The sequence below is a fragment of the Dyella japonica A8 genome (assembly GCF_000725385.1).
In the GTDB taxonomy this organism is placed as follows: Bacteria; Pseudomonadota; Gammaproteobacteria; order Xanthomonadales; family Rhodanobacteraceae; genus Dyella; species Dyella japonica_C.
Genome location: NZ_CP008884.1, coordinates 2,483,261 through 2,504,793 on the forward strand (window position 1 = coordinate 2,483,261; position 21,533 = coordinate 2,504,793).

The 21,533-nt window shown below is 64.9% G+C and carries 23 protein-coding genes and 1 tRNA gene; 10 read left to right on the plus strand and 14 right to left on the minus strand.

All coding sequences use genetic code 11. From position 1 onward, the window contains the following. Positions 1 to 113: 113 nt before the first annotated feature. Positions 114 to 1,001 carry an AraC family transcriptional regulator gene (locus tag HY57_RS10250; protein ID WP_038579658.1) on the plus strand — a complete coding sequence of 296 codons (888 nt, stop codon included), beginning with the start codon at positions 114 to 116 and terminating at the stop codon, positions 999 to 1,001. Positions 1,002 to 1,010: 9 nt separating this feature from the next. On the opposite strand, the gene HY57_RS10255 is transcribed toward HY57_RS10250, so the two are convergent. After that, complete coding sequence (locus HY57_RS10255; protein WP_038579660.1) at positions 1,011 to 1,445, minus strand: VOC family protein; 435 nt, start codon at positions 1,443 to 1,445, stop codon at positions 1,011 to 1,013. Positions 1,446 to 1,817: 372 nt separating this feature from the next. Here HY57_RS10255 and HY57_RS10260 point away from each other — a divergent pair, with 372 nt between their 5' ends. Beyond that, positions 1,818 to 2,375 (plus strand): NADPH-dependent FMN reductase, encoded by a 558-nt coding sequence (locus tag HY57_RS10260; RefSeq protein ID WP_019465969.1) that lies wholly within the window; start codon positions 1,818 to 1,820, stop codon positions 2,373 to 2,375. Between the two features lie 118 nt (positions 2,376 to 2,493). Here the strand turns inward: HY57_RS10260 and ppk1 are convergent, their stop codons facing one another. Continuing rightward, positions 2,494 to 4,674, minus strand: coding sequence for a polyphosphate kinase 1 (gene ppk1 / locus HY57_RS10265; RefSeq protein WP_019465970.1), 2,181 nt, complete (start codon positions 4,672 to 4,674; stop codon positions 2,494 to 2,496). A 208-nt stretch (positions 4,675 to 4,882) separates the two neighbouring features. Further along, complete coding sequence (locus HY57_RS10270) at positions 4,883 to 5,665, minus strand: AraC family transcriptional regulator (protein ID WP_019465971.1); 783 nt, start codon at positions 5,663 to 5,665, stop codon at positions 4,883 to 4,885. A gap of 126 nt (positions 5,666 to 5,791) precedes the next feature. Between HY57_RS10270 and HY57_RS10275 the strand changes: the two genes are divergently transcribed. After that, a complete protein-coding gene (locus HY57_RS10275) occupies positions 5,792 to 7,057 on the plus strand; it encodes an MFS transporter (RefSeq protein ID WP_019465972.1) in 1,266 nt (421 codons plus the stop codon). A gap of 329 nt (positions 7,058 to 7,386) precedes the next feature. Here the strand turns inward: HY57_RS10275 and murB are convergent, their stop codons facing one another. The 7 genes from murB to amaB form a co-directional block, all read right to left on the minus strand. Further along, positions 7,387 to 8,427 (minus strand): UDP-N-acetylmuramate dehydrogenase, encoded by a 1,041-nt coding sequence (murB, locus tag HY57_RS10280; RefSeq protein WP_019465973.1) that lies wholly within the window; start codon positions 8,425 to 8,427, stop codon positions 7,387 to 7,389. After that, positions 8,417 to 9,454 carry a quinone-dependent dihydroorotate dehydrogenase gene (locus HY57_RS10285; RefSeq protein ID WP_019465974.1) on the minus strand — a complete coding sequence of 346 codons (1,038 nt, stop codon included), beginning with the start codon at positions 9,452 to 9,454 and terminating at the stop codon, positions 8,417 to 8,419. The genes murB and HY57_RS10285 overlap by 11 nt, the downstream gene beginning before the upstream one ends. Before the next feature lie 2 nt (positions 9,455 to 9,456). After that, positions 9,457 to 10,224: a class I SAM-dependent methyltransferase gene (locus HY57_RS10290; RefSeq protein WP_019465975.1), complete on the minus strand. Its 768-nt coding sequence runs from the start codon at positions 10,222 to 10,224 to the stop codon at positions 9,457 to 9,459. A 4-nt stretch (positions 10,225 to 10,228) separates the two neighbouring features. After that, the gene (locus tag HY57_RS10295; protein ID WP_050997940.1) at positions 10,229 to 11,020 is read right to left on the minus strand and encodes an SDR family NAD(P)-dependent oxidoreductase; all 792 of its coding nucleotides are present in this window, start codon (positions 11,018 to 11,020) and stop codon (positions 10,229 to 10,231) included. A gap of 8 nt (positions 11,021 to 11,028) precedes the next feature. Next, positions 11,029 to 11,340 (minus strand): DUF4190 domain-containing protein, encoded by a 312-nt coding sequence (locus HY57_RS10300; RefSeq protein WP_019465977.1) that lies wholly within the window; start codon positions 11,338 to 11,340, stop codon positions 11,029 to 11,031. 32 nt (positions 11,341 to 11,372) lie between these two features. Beyond that, complete coding sequence (locus HY57_RS10305; protein ID WP_019465978.1) at positions 11,373 to 11,720, minus strand: hypothetical protein; 348 nt, start codon at positions 11,718 to 11,720, stop codon at positions 11,373 to 11,375. 88 nt (positions 11,721 to 11,808) lie between these two features. Then, positions 11,809 to 13,344, minus strand: a complete 1,536-nt coding sequence (gene amaB, locus HY57_RS10310; protein ID WP_019465979.1) for an L-piperidine-6-carboxylate dehydrogenase — start codon at positions 13,342 to 13,344, stop codon at positions 11,809 to 11,811. A gap of 115 nt (positions 13,345 to 13,459) precedes the next feature. Between amaB and HY57_RS10315 the strand changes: the two genes are divergently transcribed. Further along, a tRNA-Arg gene (locus HY57_RS10315) sits at positions 13,460 to 13,536 on the plus strand. A 78-nt stretch (positions 13,537 to 13,614) separates the two neighbouring features. Here the strand turns inward: HY57_RS10315 and HY57_RS10320 are convergent. Together HY57_RS10320 and HY57_RS10325 are read right to left on the minus strand one after the other, a co-directional pair. Then, a complete protein-coding gene (locus HY57_RS10320; RefSeq protein WP_019465980.1) occupies positions 13,615 to 13,917 on the minus strand; it encodes a hypothetical protein in 303 nt (100 codons plus the stop codon). Positions 13,918 to 14,013: 96 nt separating this feature from the next. Beyond that, positions 14,014 to 14,223 carry a hypothetical protein gene (locus HY57_RS10325; protein ID WP_019465981.1) on the minus strand — a complete coding sequence of 70 codons (210 nt, stop codon included), beginning with the start codon at positions 14,221 to 14,223 and terminating at the stop codon, positions 14,014 to 14,016. A 257-nt stretch (positions 14,224 to 14,480) separates the two neighbouring features. Between HY57_RS10325 and HY57_RS10330 the strand changes: the two genes are divergently transcribed. After that, entirely contained in the window at positions 14,481 to 15,233 is a 753-nt protein-coding gene (locus HY57_RS10330; RefSeq protein WP_144240808.1) for a hypothetical protein, read from the plus strand. A gap of 14 nt (positions 15,234 to 15,247) precedes the next feature. Here HY57_RS10330 and HY57_RS10335 read toward each other — a convergent pair whose 3' ends face one another. Continuing rightward, on the minus strand, positions 15,248 to 15,889 hold the full coding sequence (locus HY57_RS10335; protein WP_019465983.1) for a response regulator: 642 nt from the start codon (positions 15,887 to 15,889) through the stop codon (positions 15,248 to 15,250). A 540-nt stretch (positions 15,890 to 16,429) separates the two neighbouring features. Between HY57_RS10335 and HY57_RS10340 the strand changes: the two genes are divergently transcribed. From HY57_RS10340 to HY57_RS10360, 5 genes are all read left to right on the plus strand, one after another. Further along, positions 16,430 to 17,893 carry a DcaP family trimeric outer membrane transporter gene (locus HY57_RS10340; RefSeq protein ID WP_019465984.1) on the plus strand — a complete coding sequence of 488 codons (1,464 nt, stop codon included), beginning with the start codon at positions 16,430 to 16,432 and terminating at the stop codon, positions 17,891 to 17,893. Between the two features lie 466 nt (positions 17,894 to 18,359). Next, positions 18,360 to 18,680 carry a hypothetical protein gene (locus HY57_RS10345; RefSeq protein WP_019465985.1) on the plus strand — a complete coding sequence of 107 codons (321 nt, stop codon included), beginning with the start codon at positions 18,360 to 18,362 and terminating at the stop codon, positions 18,678 to 18,680. Between the two features lie 158 nt (positions 18,681 to 18,838). After that, complete coding sequence (locus HY57_RS10350) at positions 18,839 to 19,357, plus strand: 2'-5' RNA ligase family protein (RefSeq protein ID WP_019465986.1); 519 nt, start codon at positions 18,839 to 18,841, stop codon at positions 19,355 to 19,357. A gap of 22 nt (positions 19,358 to 19,379) precedes the next feature. After that, entirely contained in the window at positions 19,380 to 19,613 is a 234-nt protein-coding gene (locus HY57_RS10355; RefSeq protein ID WP_019465987.1) for a hypothetical protein, read from the plus strand. 129 nt (positions 19,614 to 19,742) lie between these two features. Further along, positions 19,743 to 20,561, plus strand: a complete 819-nt coding sequence (locus tag HY57_RS10360; protein ID WP_081500681.1) for a DUF2968 domain-containing protein — start codon at positions 19,743 to 19,745, stop codon at positions 20,559 to 20,561. Between the two features lie 124 nt (positions 20,562 to 20,685). Here the strand turns inward: HY57_RS10360 and HY57_RS10365 are convergent, their stop codons facing one another. Then, positions 20,686 to 21,525 carry a transporter gene (locus tag HY57_RS10365; protein WP_019465989.1) on the minus strand — a complete coding sequence of 280 codons (840 nt, stop codon included), beginning with the start codon at positions 21,523 to 21,525 and terminating at the stop codon, positions 20,686 to 20,688. Between the last annotated feature and the right edge of the window lie 8 nt (positions 21,526 to 21,533).

Genomic DNA, 21,533 nt, shown 5'->3' on the forward strand with positions numbered 1-21,533 from the left:
CCAGCATGACTTCCTGCCTATAAGGGCGGCACGCGCGCGAATGCGCAAGAATGGGAACGCGGCCACGGTTTGCGCCGGCCACACTGGCCGTCACCACACCAGGAAGCCCGGCCATGAAAGCCAACACGCGACAGGATTACCTGCGACGCATCGACCGCGTCGTCGCCGTGCTGCAGTCCGCCGTGGCGCAGGGCGATGCGTTGCCCGATCTGGCGCAACTGGCCGAGGCGGCGCATCTGTCGCCGTTCCATTTCCACCGCATCTATCGGGCGCTGTCGGGCGAGACCGTGGGGCAGACCGTCGCGCGCCTCCGTCTGCTGCGTGCCTTGCAGCTATTGGCTGAACCGGAAGAACGCGTCACGGAGGCCGCGCTGGCCGTAGGTTACGAGACACCGCAAGCCTTCGCCCGCGTGTTCCGGCAGGCGTTCGACGCGACGCCGAGCGAGCTGCGCGGGAAGCAGGCGCTGTTACAGGCGGCGATGCAGCGGCTGCGTGGTCCGGCGCCACGCGATGACGCGGGCGAGCCTGCCCTGAGGGTAGAGGTGGTGTCGGTGGAGCCGTTCCGCGTGGTGGCGACCCGCTACGTGGGCGATCATCGCGACCTGGACCAGGCGTATGGACGGCTGTTCGCATGGGCCGCCGACCATGGGTTGCTCGAACGCATGCGCAGCCTCTACGGCGTGCCGCACGACGGTGGGCCGGATGCCGCCCTCGACGAGGGCGCGTTTGACTGCGCCCTGGCCTTCGAGGGTGGCGACGTAGCGGCCGATGGCGACACCTTTGCGTTGCAGCTGGGCGGCGGGCTGTGGGCACGCTGGCGCCACGTGGGCTCCTACGATCGGCTTGGCGTGCTGACCGACCGGCTCATTGCCCGCTGGCTGCCGGACAGCGGCTACCAGCTGCGTGACGCCTTGCCGTTCCGGCAGTTCATGGACGATCCGGAGGTCGTGCCGGAGGCCGCGCTGCGTGCGGATATTTACCTGCCCGTCGCGCCTTGTTGAGCCGGCGCCTCAATGGCCGTGTTCGGCCCACGGGTCGTAACTGCCGAACGACCACAGGTGACCTTCCAGGTCGCGGCAGCTGTAGCCAGCGCCGCCGTAATCCTTCTCGGCATAGTCGTCGACAATGACGGCGCCGGCGGCCTTCGCCTGTTCGTAGTGGGCCTTGCAGTCCGTGACGACGACATAAGGGCATTGCGTCTCCCGGCCGTCAGTCTGATCGGGCTGGATCAGGCGCTCACCGAACGCGTTATCGCGAACCGAACCCAGCATCAGCATGCCGCTGCCATGGGTGAGCTGCGCGTGCGCCACGCCACCCTGATCGTCGTCATAGACCGCGTGTTTCTGGAAACCGAAGGCCTGGCATAGCCAGGCGATGGCGGCATGCGCGTCGCGATAGCGCAGGCCGGGGATGATGGTGCTGCCGGAAACGCGAGAGGTGCTCATGGCGGTGCTCCTTGATGGACGGTGCCCAGCCTAGCCCTTCCATGGATATTGTCTTGTGGATTTTCCTAGTGGGCAGGGAGCTCGGACTGTGTTGGCCTTGCACGAGCCCGTTCACCATTTCCCTCAGGTCACAAATTTCCTCACCGTCATTCCCGCGAAAGCGGGAATCCAGTGCCTTTTCCCGTTGCGCTCAAAGCTTAAAGGCACTGGATTCCCGCTTTCGCGGGAATGACGGTGAGGGGGCGGGGTGCCAAGGCAAGATCTTGAACAGGCGCAGGGATCGTTGACAGACTCCAAGGAATCACAATGGATTCACCGGCCCGGATGCCATGCTTCAACTCCCCGCTTCATTCAACCTTCGGGAGCAAAGGCATGAGCAAGATCCGTGTGGCCGTCCTGGTCGGCAGCCTGCGCAAGGACTCCTTCAACCGTCACCTGGCCCGCGCCGTGGAACGGCTCGCGCCGGATGATTTCAGTTTCGATCACGTGCGTATCGACAACCTGCCGCTATACAACCAGGATTTCGATGCGGACTACCCCGCGGAGGGCAAGCGCATCAAGGACGAGATCGCCGCGGCGGACGCCTTGCTGTTCGTGACGCCGGAATACAACCGGTCCATTCCCGGCGTGCTCAAGAACGCCATCGACATTGCGTCGCGTCCCTGGGGTACCAACTCGTTCGCCGGCAAGCCGGCTGCGGTGATCGGCATTTCCGTGGGCGCGACCGGCACGGCGCTGTCGCAGCAGCATCTGCGCAACGTGCTTTCGTACCTCGACGTACCCGTGCTGCCGCAGCCAGAGGTTTTCATCCAGAACAAGGAAGGCCTGATCGATCCCGATGGCAAGATTGGCAACGAAGGTACGCAGAAGTTCCTGCAGGGCTTCGTGGATCGGTACGTGAGCTGGGTGAAGCTGCACCTGCGGCGCTAAGCGGTCGCATCGAAACGATGGTGGGAGCGCACCCTGTGCGCGACGGTGGCCTTGCAGCGCTGAAGCACCGCCGGGCAGTCGCGCACAGGGTGCGCTCCCACAGGTTTTTTAGCCGGCCTTAGGCCTCGGCGCCCGTCGCCCCCGACCCGCACAGCTTCTCCAGCATCTGCACCTGCACGTTGCGCACGGTCTGGTTGGCCCCCGGGCGGCTGCGCGTATAGCGGCCGTCGGCGTGCAGCAGCCAGGCGCTGGAGTTGTCGGTGAGGTAGAGCTCCAGTTCCTTTTTCAGGCGGTTCTGCAGCTTCTTGCCTTCCACCGGGAAGCCGGTTTCCACGCGGCGGTCCAGGTTGCGTTCCATCAGGTCCGCGCTGGCGAGGTAGAACTGTTCCTCGCCGTTGTTAAGGAACCAGTACACGCGGCTGTGCTCCAGGAAGCGGCCGACGATGGAGCGCACGCGGATGTTGTGCGACACACCGGGCACGCCGGGGCGCAGGCAGCACATGCCGCGCACGATCAGGTCCACCTTTACCCCGGCCATGCTGGCCTTGTAGAGCGCACGGATCATCTTGGCATCGGTGACGGCGTTGGCCTTGATGATGATCTGCGCGGGCCTGCCGGCCGTGGCATGCGCGGTCTCGCGGTTGATCATTTCCAGCAGGGTCTTTTTCAGCGTGAACGGCGCATGCAGCAACCGCTTCATCTGCAGCAGCTTGCCCATGCCGGTGAGCTGGCTGAAGAGCTTGTGCACGTCCTCGCACAGCGCCTGGTCGGAGGTGAGCAGGCTGTAGTCGGTGTACAGACGTGCGTTGCCGGTGTGGTAGTTGCCGGTGCCAAGGTGGGCGTAGCGCACCAGTTCCTCGCCTTCGCGGCGCTGGATCAACATGAGCTTGGCGTGCGTCTTCACGCCCACCACGCCGTAGATGACCATGGCGCCGGCCTGTTGCAGGCGCGAGGCCAGTGTGAGGTTGGATTCCTCATCGAAACGCGCGCGCAGCTCGATCACCACGGTGACCTCCTTGCCTGCGCGCGCGGCGTCCACCAGCGCGTCGACGATCTCGGAGTTGGCGCCGCTGCGGTACAGCGTCTGCTTGATCGCCAGCACGCTCGGATCCTTCGCCGCCTGGTGCAGCAGGTCCACCACCGGCGCGAACGATTCGTAGGGATGCAGCAGCAGCACGTCCTGGCGGCCGATCACCTGGAACAGGTCCTCGGCCTTCTTCAGTGCCTTGGGAATGGACGGCGTGAACGGCGGGTACTGCAGTTCGGGGCGCAGGGTCTTGGTGATCAGGCCGAACAGGCGCGCCAGGTTCACCGGGCCGTTCACCTCATACATCTCGGCGGCGGTGAGGCCGAACTGCTTCAGCAGGTAGTCGGTGAGTTCCTGCGGGCAGTTGTCGGCCACTTCCAGGCGCACGGCATCGCCGAAGCGGCGCGAATACAGCTCGCCGCGCAAGGCGCGGGCGAGATCTTCCACGTCTTCCGGGTCGATGGTGAGGTCGGCGTTGCGGGTCAGGCGGAACTGGTAGCAACCGCGCACGGACATGCCGGGGAAGAGTTCCTCGGCATGCGCGTGGATGATGGAGGAGAGCAGCACGAAGTTCTCGCCGCCCTCGCACACGTCGTCCGGCAGGCGGATCAGGCGTGGCAGCACGCGCGGCGCCGGCACGATGGCCAGGCCCGAGTCGCGGCCGAACGCATCGGTGCCTTCCAGCTGCACGATGAAGTTCAGGCTCTTGTTGACCAGCAGCGGAAACGGATGGGTGGGATCCAGGCCGATGGGCGTGACCAGCGGCGCAACTTCATGGCGGAAGTAGCGGCGCACCCACATCTTCTGTTTGTTCGACCACTCGTTGCGACGCACGATGCGGATGCCGTGCCGCGCCAGTTCCGGCAGGATCTTGTCGTTGAGGATGACGTACTGGCGCTCGATCTGCTTGTGCGTGATCTCGCTGATCTCGGCGAGCGCCTTGCGCGGCGCCACGCCGTCGGAACCGACGATCTCGTGGTCGAACGCGATCTGGCTCTTCAGGCCCGCCACGCGGATCTCGAAGAACTCGTCCATGTTGCTGGAGAAGATCAGCAGGAACTTCAGGCGCTCCAGGATCGGCTTGCTTTCATCCAGTGCCTGTTCCAGCACGCGGATGTTGAACTGCAGCTGCGAGAGTTCGCGGTTGATGTAGAGGGACGGGTCGTTCAGGTCCGGAGCGGCAGGAGGGCTCGGCACGTCGGCTACCGCGGCGACGGGGCTGATGGTTTCGGTGACACGCTCTGCGCTGGGTCGGGCGATATCGGTACTCATCGGTTCACCGTTCGATGGGCGGGCGCGAGGGGAGCCGCGCTGATCCGCAAAGAATCATAGTAAGGCCCTGATCACGACCGGGCCATGGCAAGACAACACGATATCGCGCCGTCACATGCCGGACATATTGCAGGTCGCTCCTGACGACTCCATGACATTGCATACACGTATGTCATGGTGCCGTGACGTGGCGCGGGCCTCCACGCTTTCATGCAGTCGATGAGGCGAGGTAGCGGCTGGGCGCCATGCCGAGCACGCGCCGGAACGCCGCGGTGAAGGCACTGGGGTTGCCATAGCCAAGGTCCACCGCCACCTGCGTGATCGCCTCGCCGTTGCCCAGCCGCGTCAGCGCTGACAACAGGCAGGCCTGTTGTCGCCACGCGGTGAAGCTCATGCCGGTTTCCTCGCGGAACGTGCGCGTGAAATGGCGGCGGCTCATGCCGGCGCGTCGAGCCATGTCGTCGATCTTCACTTCCTGCGAGGGTTGGTCGAGCAGGGCGCGGCACAGCGCGGTAAGCCGCTTCTCGTGCGGCAACGGCGTGCTGAGCGGCAACACCGGCATGCGGCGGATCTCGTCCAGCAGCAGCGCCATGACGCGCCCGTCGCGGCCGGACAGGTCGTATTCGGCGGGCAGGTCCACCGCTTCCATCAACAGCTCGTGGAGCAGGGGCGAGACGGCGATGACCTGGCAGTGCCGCGCCAGGCCCGCCGCTTCGGCCGCCTCCGGCGTGACGTAGGCGCTGCGCGTGGCGACCGGGCCGCCCATGTGCACTTCGTGCGTCACGCCCGGGGGAATCCACAGGGCGCGCCGTGGCGGCACGACCCAGCTGCCTTCGCTGGTGATGGTGGTGAGCACGCCGGTAGAGGCGTAGAGCAACTGGCCGCGGCGGTGCGAGTGGGGCGGCAACCGGTGGTGCGGCGGGTACTCGTTGCCCGTCGCGATCACGTCGCGGGGCGTCTGGTCATACGCTTCGGCGCGGGCATTGCGCACGGGTTTGGCCCATTTTCAACAGAAATTGACCCGATGACGTGTGCGGGCCGACCAGCCTGACTTTAAGGTGAGGCCCCTGGCGATGCAACCGCGTCGTCTTGCCGCATCTATTCCCTGCGAGTCCCCATGCAAACACGCGTTGAAGAACTGCCTTCGGCCGCCATGCCGCCTGCTGCATCGCTTGACGCTCCGCCGCAGGCGCCGGCCACGGCGACGGCCAGGCATGACACCGATTTCGGCATCCTGGGGGCGATCAGCTTTTCGCACCTGCTCAATGACATGATCCAGTCGTTGATCCTGGCGATTTATCCGCTGCTGAAGAGCGGCTTCAATCTCAGCTTCGCGCAGATCGGCACGATCACGCTGACTTACCAGATCACCGCCTCGTTGCTGCAGCCGGCGGTCGGCCTGATCACCGACAAGAAGCCCATGCCGTACTCCTTGCCGATCGGCATGGGTTTCACGCTGTGCGGCCTGCTGCTGCTGGCGACCGCGCCGAACTTCGGCGTGCTGCTGGTGGCGGCGGCGCTGGTGGGCACGGGCTCGTCGGTGTTCCATCCTGAATCCTCGCGCGTGGCGCGCATGGCCTCGGGTGGTCGCCATGGCCTGGCGCAATCGCTGTTCCAGGTGGGCGGCAACGCGGGTGCATCGCTCGGCCCGCTGCTGGCGGCGTGGATCATCGTGCCGCGCGGCCGTGGCAGCGTGGCGTGGTTCGCGCTGGCGGCGCTGCTGGCCATCGTGGTGCTGCTGCAGGTGAGTCGCTGGTATCGCGATCACCATGCCGTGCGTGGCAAGGCGAAGGCACGTGGCGCGTCGCACGTTTCGCTGACGCCCGCGCAGGTGGCGTGGTCGCTGTTGATCCTGGGCCTGCTGATCTTTTCCAAGTACTTCTACCTGGCGAGCATCAGCAGCTATTACACCTTCTTCCTGATCCACAAATTCGGCGTTTCCGTGCAGAACGCACAGACGCACCTGTTCGTGTTCCTGCTCGCCGTGGCGGCGGGTTCGCTGATCGGCGGCCCGGTGGGCGACCGCATCGGGCGCAAGTGGGTGATCTGGGCGTCGATCCTGGGCGTCGCGCCGTTCACGCTGATCCTGCCGCACGCCAGCCTGTTCTGGACCGGTGTGCTCACGGTGATCATCGGCCTGATCCTCGCCTCGGCGTTTTCCGCCATCCTGGTCTACGCGCAGGAATTGATTCCTGGCCGGGTCGGCACGGTGTCGGGCCTGTTCTTCGGCTTTGCCTTCGGCATGGGCGGCATTGGCGCGGCGGTGCTAGGGCATATCGCGGATGCGCGCGGCATCGAGTACGTCTACGGCTTGTGCGCGTACCTGCCGTTGATCGGCATCATTACGGCGTTCCTGCCTAATCTCGAGCGCAAGAGCGCCTGAGAGCCTGTTCGCGATCTCGCTGCAGCACCTTGCTCCCCCTCATCGTCATTCCCGCGAAAGCGGGAATCCAGTGACTTTCGGTTTTCGATAGCGCTCAAAGGCACTGGATGACCAGCCATTCGGCTGTTGATAAAGCGCCTCCCGCTTTCGCGGGGATGACGGTGAGGGGAAATGAGCGTTCAAGAGATCGTGAACGGCGCCAAGCGACTCGGCGATTCTTGTGGAAGCACATCCTGTGCGCGACCGCGGCACCGCGTCAGCATCGCTCCGCCAGGCCGTCGCCCACAGGGTGGGCTCCCACAGTGGAAGATCGGTCACCGCATAGGGTGTCAGACCACCACCGGCTCCGGCTCCAACTGCACGCCGTATTTCGCGCGAACGCCCTCGATCACCTTCTGCGCGAAGGCCCACAGTTCCGCGCCGGTGGCGCGGCCATGGTTCACCAGCACCAGCGAGTGGCGGTTGGAGATGCCCGCATCGCCGTCGCGCATGCCCTTGAAGCCACTGGTCTCGATCAGCCATGCGGCGGAGAGTTTCCAGCGCCCGTCGCCGCCGACCCACGACACCAGTTCTGGATGCGCGCGCTTGAGCGCTTCGCCCAGCGTGGCGTCGACGATGGGGTTCTTGAAGAAACTGCCCGCGTTGCCGATCACGGCGGGGTCGGGCAATTTCTTCGTGCGCAGGTGCACCACCGCTTCGGCCACGTGGAACGGCGCCGGCTTGGCAATGCCCATGCGCGCGAGTTCTTCGCGGATGCCGGCGTAATCCAACCGCAGCTCGCGCGTGCGGGGCAGGGCGAAGCGCACGGCGGTGACGATGTAGCGACCTGGCTCGTGCTTGAACACCGAATCGCGATAGGCGAACTGGCAGGCGGCGCGGTCGAGCACGGCGACGCGGCGTTCCCGCGTGTCCCACGCTTCCACGCTCTCGATGAACTCCGCGACCTCGGTGCCATACGCGCCGATGTTCTGGATCGGCGCAGCGCCCACGGTGCCGGGAATCAGGATCAGGTTCTCCAGCCCCGCGAAGCCCTGGCCCAGCGTCCAGCGCACGAAATCGTCCCAGCGCTCGCCCGCCGCCACGGCGATGCGGGCGACGTCGCCGTCCTGTTCCACCTGCACGCCGCGCGTGGCCATCGCCAGCACGGTGCCGTCGAAGTCACCAGTGAACAGCATGTTGCTGCCTTCGCCCAGCACCAGCAGCTTGCCGTTGCGCACGGCGGGGAAGTCCAGCAATTCGGTGAGCTTCGAGGCGTCGGTGATCTCGGCCAGCAGGTGCGCCCGAGCATCGACGCGCAGCGTGTTGCGCGAGGCGAGCGGAGCGTTTTCGATCAGCGTGTAGCCGCCCATGTCGATGCGTTCAACCGGCATGCGTGTCCTCCCGCTGGTGGCGGATCGCGTCGACGCATTCGGCGACGAGTGCGGGGCCGCGATAGACCATGCCGGAGTAGATCTGCACCAGCGAGGCGCCGGCGTCGATCTTCTCCGCGGCGTTGTTGCCGTCGAGGATGCCGCCCACGCCGATGATGTCGAGCTGGGTGCCCACGCGCTTGCGCATGCCGCGCAGCACGGCGGTAGAGCGCTCGAACAAGGGCTTGCCGGAGAGACCGCCGGTTTCGTTGCCGTGCGGGTCGTTGGCCACGGCCGTGTGGTCGATGGTGGTGTTGGTGCAGATGACGCCGTCCACCTTCGCGGCCAGCAGTACTTCGGCGATGGCGTCCAGCTCGGTCTCGCTCAGGTCCGGGGCGATCTTCAGCAGCATGGGCTTGCGCGTGCCGCTCTGCGAACCCAGGCGTTCCTGTGCCTCGCGCAGCGTCTCGATGAAGCGGCGCAGCGTGGCTTCTTCCTGCAGGTCGCGCAGGCCCTGGGTGTTGGGCGAGGAAATGTTCACGGTGATGTAGCTGGCGAGCGCGTAGACGCGCTCCAGGCAGAACAGGTAGTCGTCCACCGCCTTTTCGTTGGGCGTGTCCTTGTTCTTGCCGATGTTGATGCCGAGCACGCCGCGGTAGCTGGACTTCTGCACGTTGCGCACCAGCGCATCCACGCCTTCGTTGTTGAAGCCCAGGCGGTTGATCACCGCCTGATGCTTCGGCAGGCGGAACATGCGCGGCTTGTCGTTGCCCGGCTGTGGTCGCGGCGTGGTCGTGCCCACTTCGACGAAACCGAAGCCCAGCGCGCCCAGCGCATCCAGATGGTCGGCATTCTTGTCCAGGCCGGCGGCGAGTCCCACCGGATTGGGAAAGCGAATACCGAAGGCCGTGGTCGGCAGCTCGGCCGGCGGCTTCGCCAGCAGGTGGGAGAGGTTGCTGCGATGGGCGACGTCCAGGCCGTAGAGGGTCAGGCCGTGCGCCGTTTCCGCGTCGAGCGCGAACAGGAGTGGGCGGATAAGGTTGTACATAGTCAGGTCAATGTGCCCACGTAGATCACGGTGTCGTAGTCGAAGCTGATGCGCCCGTTCACCGCGCAGCGGTCGAACAGCTCGCGCAGGGCTCGCATCATGGCTTGGTGTTGCGGGTGCCCTTCGCGCGGCGCGTAGGACGAGGACAGCAGGCGGCCGCTCAGGCCATCGTAGTCGAGCCACTGGCCATGGTCGAACCGGCCCATGGCGCGGTAGCCGTCGCCGAACCACGCGCGCATGCTGGGCTCGTCGCCATAGCGCTCCGCGATGCTGGTGTAGTCGGTGCCGTACTGCTTGAGCAGCGCTTCATAGCCCTCAAGGAACGGGGTGCCTACGAGTCGTCGCGAGTTCCAGATGATGGCCGCCAGCCCGCCGGGACGCAGGATGCGCCGGAATTCGTGATGCGCTGCGTCCTGGTCGAACCAGTGGAAGGCCTGCGCCACGGTAACGAGGTCGACGCTGGCATCGTCCAGGCCGGTATCGGTGGCATGGCCGTCCACCGCCTTGAAGCGCGGGTGGTCGCCCAGCCAGCTTTCCGCCGCCTCGCGCATGGGCGCGTTGGGCTCCACCGCGATTACGCGATAGCCACCGTCCAGGAACAGCTTGCTGGAAATGCCGGTGCCGGCGCCGATGTCCGCAACCAGCCAGTCGGGCGTGACGCCAAACGTGTCCTGCAACCAGGTCAGCATGGCGAGTGGGTAGTCCGGTCGATAGCGCACGTACTCGACGACGCGATCGCTGAAACGCTCGGTGGATTTGAGGTCAGTCATGACGTTACCCCGTGAGCAGTTGACCGCCGTCGACGCACAGGGTCTGCCCGGTGATCCAGCTGGCGAACGGCGACGCGAGGAACAAGGCGGCGTGGGCGATTTCTTCCGGCTTGCCGAAACGGCCGAAGGGAATCTTGGCCAGCGTGCGCTGGTACAGCTCGGGTGCTTCCGTTTTGCGGCGGTCCCACAAGCCGTCCGGAAATTCGATGGAACCCGGCGCAATCGCGTTGACGCGGATGCGGTGCTCCGCCAGCTGCAGCGCCTGCGAGGTGGTGTACTGGCTCAGCGCCGCCTTCACCGCCGCATACGCGGGGCCGCGCACGCCGGGATGGAAGGCGGCAATGGACGAGGTGTGCAGGATGCTGCCCTGAGAGGACTTCCGCAGCCAGGGCAGGGCATGGCGCGAGGCGCGCACGGCAGCCATCAGGTCGATGTTGAAGCCGGCGGCCCAGCCTTCGTCGTCGTCGCTGAAACCGTAGCCGCTGGCGTTGTTCACCAGCACGTCGATGCCGCCGAGCACATCGGCGGCTTCGTGGACGTAGCTTTCGATGGAGGCTGCGTCAGCGAGATCGCAGCGGCGCGTGTGTGCCGTTACACCGAATGCGGCGATGGCGTGGCGTGTTTCGTCCAGCGCGGCCTCACCGCGGGCGCATACCGATACCGCCGCTCCCGCGCCGGCAAAGGCGAGCGCGATGCTGCGGCCGATGCCCTTGCTGCCGCCGCATACAACCACGCGGTACCCGCGGAAATCAAATGGCGTGGATGCCTCGTCCGTTGGTCTGCGCGTTTCTGCCATGGTCGTGGTCAATGCGGGAGGTTCTGCAGCGCGTGGGCGGTGATGCCGAAGCCGAACACGAGGAAGGCGACGATGATGATCGTGGCGGCAAGCGTGAAGGCCGCTTGCGTGTAACCGAGTATGAGTCCGGCGACGGCCATGCCGTCGCCCTCCACCGAGCCGGGCGGTGCGCGACGGATTTCGCTGCGGGCCTTGTGTCCGCAGACAATCGCGACGATGGCGCCGATTAGTGGCAGCAGGGTCCACGCCGCCACGCCAAATGCCAGGCTGATCACGGCCAGTGTGTTCGTCGTGCGCTGGGCGGTGGGCGGATGGCTCATGGCGTGCACGTTCTGCGTGGAAGGGGGCGTGGTTACCGGGTCGAGGTGTTGTGGAACAGGAATATCTGCGCGAGCGCGAACACGGCGATGAGTGCCACCAGCGCGTACTGCGTGGTCGCCATGATTCGTGCCGCCTTGGCGATGCCTTCGCCGAGCAACGCGCCGTTCGACCGATGGATCTGCCTCTGCGCGACCTGGCCGCAGACCAGGGCGATGGCCGAGCCGGTCAGTGGCATGGCGATGAAGTTGTAGAGCCAGAGGTAGGCCGTAACCAGGCCCACGACCGGCAATACCGTCCAGGCGAGGATGCCGAAGGCCAGGCTGAAAATGGCCAGCGTGCTGTACGTCGGTGCCGCGTGGATCGCTTGTGCCTGCTCCATCGGTACAACTCCCCTGTCGTCGCGAAGTGCGTGCCTGGCTTTCCAGCCCGCGCATCCCGGCCAGGGCCGGGATGCACTCGTGACTGCCTTACAGGTCGAACTTGATGCCCTGCGCCAGCGGCAGCGAGTTCGAGTAGTTGGTGGTGTTGGTCTGGCGGCGCATGTAGACCTTCCACGCATCCGAACCGGACTCGCGACCACCGCCGGTTTCCTTCTCGCCACCGAAGGCGCCGCCGATTTCCGCACCGGACGTGCCAATGTTGACGTTGGCGATGCCGCAGTCCGAACCGGCTGCCGACAGATACTGCTCGGCCGACTTCAGGTTCTGCGTGAAGATGGCCGAGGACAGGCCCTGCGGCACACTGTTCTGCAGCTCAATGGCTTCGTCCAGCGTCTTGAACGGCATTACGTAGAGGATCGGCGCGAAGGTTTCCGTCTGCACCACCTCGTCGCTGTTCTTCACGCCGGAGACGATGGTCGGCAGCACGAAGTTGCCCTTGCGGTCGGTGATCGCGGCGCCGCCGGTGAGCACCTTGCCGCCCGTGGCCTTGGCCTTCTCGACGGCGGCCAGGTAGGCCTGCACGCCTTCCTTGCTGTTGAGCGGGCCCATCAGGGTGGTCGCCAGGGTCGGGTCGCCGATCTTGCCTTCCACCTGCTTGTACGCCGCGACCAGCTTGTCGGTGACGTCGCCAATGATGGACTCATGCACGAACAGGCGGCGCGTGGTGGTGCAGCGCTGGCCGGCGGTGCCGACCGCGCCGAACACGATGGCGGGGATCGCTAGTTTCAGGTCGGCGGTTTCGTCCACGACGATGGCGTTGTTGCCACCCAGTTCCAGCAGCGAACGGCCCATGCGCTTGGCGACGCGCTCGCCCACGTGGCGACCCACCTTGGTGGAACCGGTGAAGCTGATCAGCGGAATGCGGTGGTCATCGACGAAGTGCTGCGACAGCTCCACGCCGGCGTCGTTGAACAGGAAGAAGATGTCCGGGAAGCCGGCTTCCTTCAGCGCCTCGTTGCAGATCTTCATCGTGGCGACGGCGGAAAGCGGGGTCTTCGGCGACGGCTTCCAGATGCAGATATCACCGCAGATGGCGGCGAGGAAGGCGTTCCACGCCCACACGGCCACCGGGAAGTTGAACGCGCTGATGATGCCCACCAGGCCCAGCGGCTGGTACTGCTCGTACATGCGGTGGCCGGGGCGCTCCGAATGCATGGTGTAGCCGTAGAGCATGCGGCTCTGGCCCACCGCGAAGTCGGCGATGTCGATCATCTCCTGCACTTCGCCGTCGCCTTCAGGCTTGATCTTGCCCATCTCCAGCGCGACCAGCGAGCCGAGGGCGTCCTTGTGCTTGCGCAGCGCTTCGCCGCACAGGCGAACGGCTTCGCCACGGCGCGGGGCCGGGGTGGTGCGCCATACCTTGAACGCTTCCTGCGCGCGCTTGACGATCACGTCGTAGTCGGCCGCGCTCGAGGCGTGCACCGAGGCAATCACTTCGCCCGTGGCGGGATTGACCGGGTTCAGCGTGCCGGCGTCGGTCGTCTTCGACCATTCACCATGGCCCAGGTAGGTGCCCGACTGCGTGTTGCCAAGACCGAGGGCGGTGAGGATTTCGTGGGACATGCTTCGCTCCAGACCGTGGCGCGGGGAGTGCGCCGGGATGAAAACGACCATTCTAGCAGGGGGCACCTGGCCGGGTTCGCGCCAGTGGTCGATCCATGCCAAAATCCACGCCGCTGCCCCCGTAGCTCAGTTGGATAGAGCGTCCCCCTCCTAAGGGGAAGGTCGTACGTTCGAATCGTATCGGGGGCACCATTTTCAACCACTTGCGTGGTTGTTGCGGCGCGCCATCAGGTACTTCCGGGATACGTTGACGGCAACGATCAATGCCGCTCAGTCGGTCGACTCGTCGCCGTTGTCGTTGGCATGAAACAGTCGGCGTATGCCCGAGCACAGCTGCTGGACGTCGTCGGGCGTGCGGATATCGCCAACTTCCTTGTCGAGCAGCGCGATGTGGGAGGTCGACAGCTTGCGCAGTTCCACCCGGGACAGCTCCAGCAGACCCTGGGCCGATTGCAGCAGATCCTTCAGCGCTTCATCCCTGTGTGGTCGCCGTGGGCCTCGCGAAAGCTCCGCGAGCCCTTGCTCCAAGTCTTCCACCCAGGCCAGCAATACGCGTTCGGTCGAAAAAGCCATTCCCACACTCATGCAGCAGCTCAAGACGGTGCGCACGCTCCGTGTGCGGGCGAAGCCTGCGGATGTCGTTGCTCGTCAGGGCCGTGACGCAGCGGGTCAGCTTTGGGCAAAAATACCCCGGTCGAGGACTTCGGCCTGTACGTGTCCGGCAACGGCATCCTGGTCAACGGCTTCGCCGCTGAGTTCTTCCTGGGGCGATACAGTGCCATAGATCTGGGCGCGCCATGCAACGCGCCCGGGCAAGGGGTCGACTTCGCAAAACACCTGAAGCGCGTGATCGGTTTCATCCACGACGAAGAAGCTCATGTTCATGCCTGAGCGCCCCTGACGCTCGCGGATCGGTCTTGCGATGAGTGATGGTTGTGCCCGGCCCGCGGCCGCGCCGGATCGTTGTTGTTCTTCGAAGCACCGCGCTGTCCAGCAAGGCCATCAAGGACCGTGCCATGCGGAACGGACGGTGGCGCCACCCCTCCTGCGGCCACCATGCGAGAGCGTATGCACGCTCGCTGGCCACCGGCTAGGCTAGGGCGTCACTGGCCTGCGCCCCATGCAAGGAAGTCGTCATGCCCATTCGATTGAGCAGGTGGTCCCCTGGTGTCAGGTTGGCCTGCCTGTGCGCGCTGCTGGCATGGTTTCCGGTCCGCGCGGACGAGCTCCGGCAGGCCCGGTACGCGGGCACCCTCGGACCACAGCGTATCGGCCTGATCCTCGACGTGGCCGGCCAGAAGGTGGCGCCGAGCCGCTATTACTACTACCGGCACCTGGTCGATATTCCGCTCACGAGCGAGCTGCACGACGGCACCTTCATCCTGCATGAGCCGGACGCCACCATGACGCTGCACTTCGTAGGCAACGGCAGTGAAGACGGCGAAGCGCTGGATTTCAACAACAGCGTTGGCCTGGAGGGCCAATGGACCAACGGCAAGGTGACGTTGCCGGTGAAGATGCAAGGGGGAGGGCTGTTCAGCGCGGCACCGGCCGGCCACTGGTACCAGTCCATCACCGACGAAACGGATGCGCTGTTCGAGGCGCGTACCAAGGGCTTCTGTACGGCAGTGGCCAAGGGCGACAGCGCACTCGCTGCGCGCTATGTGCATTTTCCCCTGCGCGTGAACCACGGCGCGGGCAAGCATGAGCAGATCCGCGATGCCAGCCAGCTGACCGCGCAGTGGAAGCGGCTTTTCACACCGGATCTTGTTTCGCGCATCGCCATGGAGTCGCCGCATAGCATGGCCATCGTGCAGGGCTATGCCATGCTGGGTGATGGCCTTGTGTTCTTCAGCGACAAGGGTGCCGAGGTGATCAACCTGCCGTAGTGCCGGACGGCCGATCAGGCCAGGATGCCGTTCTCGCGCGCATAGGCGTAGACATCCAGGTCGTTCTTCAACCCCAGTTTGTTCATGGCGTCCATTTTCTGGCGGCTGATGGTCTTGACGCTGCGATTGAGTTGGCCGGCGATTTCAGTGACGGTGAAGCCCGATGCGAACAGGCGCAGCACCTCGGTTTCCCGCTTGGACAACGCGGGACGATCATTCGCGTGCCCGCCCGGGCCGCCCTCGTCGATGAGGTGGCTGATGCTGGTGCTGAGAAAGGATCGGCCATGCGATACGGCCTGCACGGCGAGCGTGAGTTCCGCAAGCGCGTCGGTCTTGCTCATCAGTCCGCGCACGCCGGTGGACAGAATGGCCTTCAGCACGCCACCGTTGTTCACCATGGTGAGTACCACGACGGCCAGGTCGGGGCGGCGCCGGCGGATCATGCCGAGCATTTGCAGGCCATCGGCCACCTGGCCGCCAGGCATGCTGAAGTCGGTGATCAGCAAGTCGCATGCCTGCTTTTCGACCGCATCGATAAGTTCGGCCGGTGATCCGACTTCAGCGACGACATGCGCGTTGCTGCCATTTTCCAACAGTGCGCGCACGCCGCTGCGGAAAATGGGGTGGTCGTCAGCGAGGATGATTCGAAGGCCCACAGTATTTTTCGTCCCGATGTCCGTATAGCCTACATAGCGTAGCTGTTCGACGTGCGGCGCCATGTAGGTCAAAGACTACACGGCGTGTATGGTCTTCAGATGCTGCTCATAGAAGCTGTCACGGCTTGCATGATCGGTGTCTGCTTGTCGTCGCCTTTCGCGCATGAGGCAGGCCGAGGTGGGAATATTCTAAATCCTCAGGTACTCCCTTCGTCATTGCGAAATTTTACTTAGACGTCCATTCACGCGCTTGAATTGTCCCCTTGATTCACGGGGCTTCTACAAATTCTCGGCTCTAATCGATTCAGGGAGGCGTCCGCATCTTGCGGTGATGTGCATCTCGGCGCGGCGTCGGTGGTTGCGGGAATGATTCCCAACCCTGATCCCCGGGATCGCGTTCTGTAGCTAACCTTTCACCTGCGTACGCCGCGCCAGGCATGGCTGCGTGCGTCCGTGTGCCGCCCCCTTTGGGGTTCGAACAGGAGTGTTCTTATGCGGCCATGGCTTTGTCCGACGAGATCGTCGGTAAATCGGAGCGGCATGCTTCGCTCCCTGCTTGCCGGTTCGTGTGCCATGGCCTTCGCGCCAATCGCCAGTGCGCAGGTGGCCGGATCATCCGATGACCTCAAGGCCCAGATCGTGCAGATGCGCCAGCAGATGGAGGCGCAGCAGCAGGCGATGCAGAAAATGCAGCAGCGCCTGGACGAGCTGGAAGCCAAGGAGTCGGCTCAGGAGAAAGCCGCGCAGACGGCGCAGGCAACGCCGGTGGTTCCCGGCAGGGCGCTACCGCAGTCCACGCCGGTAGTGGCCGCGGCCACCGCACCCGTGCCGTCGACGCCGCCCGCCTACCGCCCGCCTTCCGCACCGGCTGGCGTGACCGAACCGTTGCCAGCGGGCTACGTGCGACTGGGCGACACGGGCAATCTGTTGAAACTTGATCTGGTTGCGCAGCTCGACACCATGATCGACAACAAATACATGGGCTCGGCCGACCTGTTCGTGCCTTCGTCGATCCCCGTGCGAGGGCAGCCGTTCTACGACAGCGGCTGGCGCACCAACCTCAGCGCGCGGCAGAGCCTGTTCCGCATGGATTTCCGCCGCGAAACCGACTACGGCACGCTCAAGGTGGTCTACAAGAACAATTTCTTTGGCAGCGGCAGCGGTGACATGCCGTACAACCTGCAGTTCTTCTACGGCGAGCTGGACAACGAACACTACACGCTGCTCGCCGGTTACAACATCTCCGCCTTCACCGACATCGACGTGTTTCCCAACACGCTCGATTACGAGGGCCCCAATTCGTTCACCTTCAAGTACGGGCCGCAGATCCGTTTCTCGCCGGTGCTTTACCGCTCGGGCGACGGCAAGCTCACCCTGCCGGTGTCGATGGAAAAGCCCAACGCCGACATCACGGCGATCGGCAACTATTCGCCTTACTCGCATCTGGCCGATTTCACGCTGGGGCTTCGCTGGGAAACGCCGGACTGGCACGTCCAGTGGGCCAATCTGTTCCGCGACCTGGGCATGCAGGACAAGACCAGCGGCCAAACCCAGCGCACTACGGCGTTTGCCTCGCAGCTCACCGGCAGCACCAAGGTGTTCGAGCGTGACAGTGCGCAAGGCTGGTTCAGCAACGGCCATGGCTACGCCAACTTCCTGCAGGACATTTCCGGGCTGGGCCTCGATGCGGCGTTCACCAGCAGTGGCGTGCTGCGCGCCATTCGTGCCCGCGGCTGGGGCGTGGGCTACACCCATGGCTGGACCGACAGCCTCAGTTCGAGCGCCTCGTATGGCTACCTGCGCATCAGCCCCTCGTCCGACATGCTGATCAGCCAGGATCTGCCCAAGAGCACCAAGTTCGCATCGCTCAATCTTGCCTGGCAGTTCAGCCAGCGCGCGATGCTCGGCATCGAATACCTATGGGGCCAGAACATCCTGCTGACCAATATGCGGGGGCAGGGGCAACGCGTCCAGACGACCTTGCGTTACGACCTCAATCCCTGAGCCCTGGCGCATAGCTGACGCCAGCTTCAGCGCGTGGCCGGCGATCACCCTGGGATGGATGGGACGTTGGCCTTCACCGCCACGGTTACCCGACGGTTCGGCGTGCGGTGCGCAAGCTGCTTATCAGCGGCGTGCCGATGTCGTGGTTGATCGCCACGCTGCCGTTCGTACGGGTCAAACGGTGATCGCCACCAACGACTCGCGTGCAGCGTGGGCGCCAGCATCGGGCCTGCTCGGCGCGGCGCGGGTATCGCCCCTATGCACGGCGCGGGTGGGCCGGCATCGCCATGTCGCCTCCAAAAGGGTCGCAAGATCATGCGATTGCGGCCATGACCTTTGCCACGCGAGCGTCCCGGCAGGTTACGCGTAGCTTTCCGGTGAAAGCATTTCACGCACGCCATGCCGCCGGCCATATCCCCCATCGCCGGCCTCCCTTCGTGGCGAAGCAGGCGAAAAGGAGTTCCTCATGGCAGTGCTTGTCGGCATCTACCTGATCCAGGGCGACGCAGTCGACATCGTGCGTAACGGCAAGACGCTCTGGACGGGTACGTGGACCCTGTTTCGTTCGCCTGGCATGAACCGCACGGCATGGGAGCCACTCGCCAACGGCGAGGTGCCGACATGGTTTGTATCGCCCGGCATGGCGGCGCGCGCCGGAGAAGACGAGGGCGTGGCGTTCGCGCGTGAACTGCAGGGTGATGATGGACTGGAACCCATGTCGTGGGAGGAGGTGCCGGCCGTCGCCGCCCCTTCGCTCAAGCGAACCTGTGTCGGCGGCTGGTGCTGAGCAAGGGCATCGCGCCGCGCTTGCCGTTCGCCAGCACCCGCCGCGCCGGCACGCCATGGATGACTCGGGCGGATGGCCGGTGTCGTCGTTGTCGTCGGTCGCGCCATAATGCAATGACACGGCAACTTGCCGGGACACACGAAGGCGACGGGCCACCCATGGCGCGTACCCTGCTAGCGTTGCTGGTGCCCGAGGCCGAGCGGGTCGTCGGTAGCTTCCGCGATGCGTACGACCCTTCCGCCCGGCGCGGACTGGGTGCACACATCACGCTCATCTATCCCTTCATCGACAGCGAGCTGCTTACGCCCACCATGCTGGCGCGCGTGCGCGATATCGCCGCCGATATTCCGGCTCCCATGTTCCGGCTGGTGGAAGTGAAGACGTTTCCTTCCGTCGTGTGGCTCGCCCCCGAACCCGCGAAGCCCATCATCCAGATCGCCACGGCGCTGGAGCGTGCCTTCCCCGACCACCCCAAGGGTGGCGGCGCCTTTCCCGACTTCATTCCCCATCTTTCCGTCGCGCGGCACATCCAGCAGGAGAAGGTCGCTGTCGTCAACGAACTCCAGGCACGGCTTGCCGACCACGGCCCGATCTATGGCTGGTGCGAGTCCATGTCGTTGCTGGTAAGCGAGAACCGACGATGGCGGGAGCTGGCGCAATACCCCTTCCTGCACTGACCCGCCAACACAAGGAGTGCCCGTGGTTTATCAGCTGACCGATGCAGACATTATCCAGGAAGCCTATGCGGAACGCCTGAAAGCGCTCTTCGACAACTACACGGACATGGCACTCGCCGATCCGGAGGGGGCGAGGGCACGATTCGTCACCGGTGTGGCTTTTCTGCGCAACGTGCGCGAGAGCGCCTTGCAGGCGTTGCCGCCCGACGCGGCTCCCGCGGGCGCGCTGGCCATGCATGCCGTGGGGCTGGGGTAAGCGAGGGGTGCCAAGCCGCCGCGCGCGGGCTGGTGGCAACCAATTCAGAAGTGTCCCATGTCACGCCGTTGCATGGGCTTTCTATCATTCGCGCCATGCTGATCGTAACTGCCGGGACGTTGCCACGTGATGGAAGCATCACTGGCCGCTGGCGTCCGCTGCGTCGGCCCCATCCATGCTTGCCGGCCTGGCCTGTGCGTTGTGCAGAGGTCCGGTATATCGCGGGAGATCGTCATGACTGAGAATGCAGCGGTACGTGAGTTTCCCTTGGCGCCAGGTGCGTGCGACGAGGGTATCGTCACGGCGGATGGCCATGGCGACGAGCCCGCCGCTTCGCACGATGAGGAACTTGCCGATCCTGGCATGATGGCCATTGGCTGGCGGCGGACCGGCTTTGATGGCGACATGGTCGCCGTGGCCGACGTGGAAGAGGTGGAGTGGCTGGAACGGGAAGCCGCCCTCACCATGCTGCGTGAGCTGCACAGCTTCGGCCACGGTGTTCGGCTTTATTTCCACGCGCCGGAGCTGGTGTTCTACGCGGCCATTTACATGGACGGGCTGCTGTGGCGTGCGGTGAAATCCAACGAGTTCGAATTTGCCGAGAAGGCCTTCGACGAATTTTCCACGCAAGTGACCAGCCGTGCCCGCGCCGAAGTGCGGCGGGTCCAGCTGGAGGCGAGAAACGTACAGCTGAAGCGGCGTATCGCCGAATCCGAGGCAAGGGTCGAGCGCCTGCGCGTCAACATGCAGCGCAACGCCGCGCAGAAACAGCGCGCGCTGGAGCGCGACAACGAACTGCGCCACGACATCAAGCACCTTGAGGCTACACGCGTGCAGGCGCAGCTGCAGGCCAACCGGACCATGCGGCAGATTGGCCAGCTCTATTCGAACTGTGCGGCGGAATTGCCGCGTCCGCGCACTCTGAGCCTGATCAGCCGGAAGCGGTGATGCCCGACGTGCGTGGCCGGCGTGGCAGGCATGAAAAAAAGGCCCGACATGGTCGGGCCTTTTTGCGTTCCACCGCCGTGACGATCAACCCAAGCGCATGGCCTGCGCTGACCTGCCGGCCGGCTTAGAACGAGTACGCCACCGTGGCGCCCACGCCCCAGTCCGGGCTGCCATCGGTGAAGCCCTTGGTCACGTATGCCTGGGCCTTCCAGCCGGCAGCGAACTTGTAGGCGTAGTAGCCGGTGAGTTCATTGCGCGCGAAGCTCGTGTCCGAGGCCTTTTCGCGGTAGTCGTAGTACGCGCCGAAGCTGCTGTGCGTGTCGAGCTTGTAGCTCGCGCCCACGTTGGCCCCGAACACGTTGTTGAGGCGGATGTACTGCGAGCTGCCCAGCCACGTGTAGCTCACGCCGCCAAACACAGTGAAGGCACCAAAGCCCTTGTACGAGTCCACCGCGAAGCTGTAGTCGTTCTTGCCCGTGCCCAGGCCCTTGTTGGCGTCGGCGGTGCCGAACTTGATCTTGCCGGTCAGGTCGATGCCGAACTGCGAAGCAGTGTCGCGGTAAGCCTCGTACGTGGCGGCAGCGGTGATGTCGCCCAGGCCGGAGGCGGAGCCGGCCGTTTCGGTGGTCGGCGTGGTGCCGCCCGAGCCGTTGCCGTTGCCCTTGCCATGGCCGCGGCCCTTGGGATTGTTGTTCTTCACCGGACCGATGCCGGGAATCACGTTGTCCGCACCGTCGACATGGATGTACGGCACGGCCAGCTTGAACGACCAGCGGTCGATGTCATAGCCGAAGGTGACCGGCACCTGCGTAATGTCCGTCGTGGTCGACGTGCCGTAGCTGCCGGTGGTGTAGTCGATGCCGGCGCCCACCTTGATGGTGGAGCTGTCATCGGCGTGCGCGGCTTGTGCCATCAGGCCCAGTACGCCGAGGGCGCAGAGGGTGCCGGTATTCTTCACGTTCATTGTTTTTT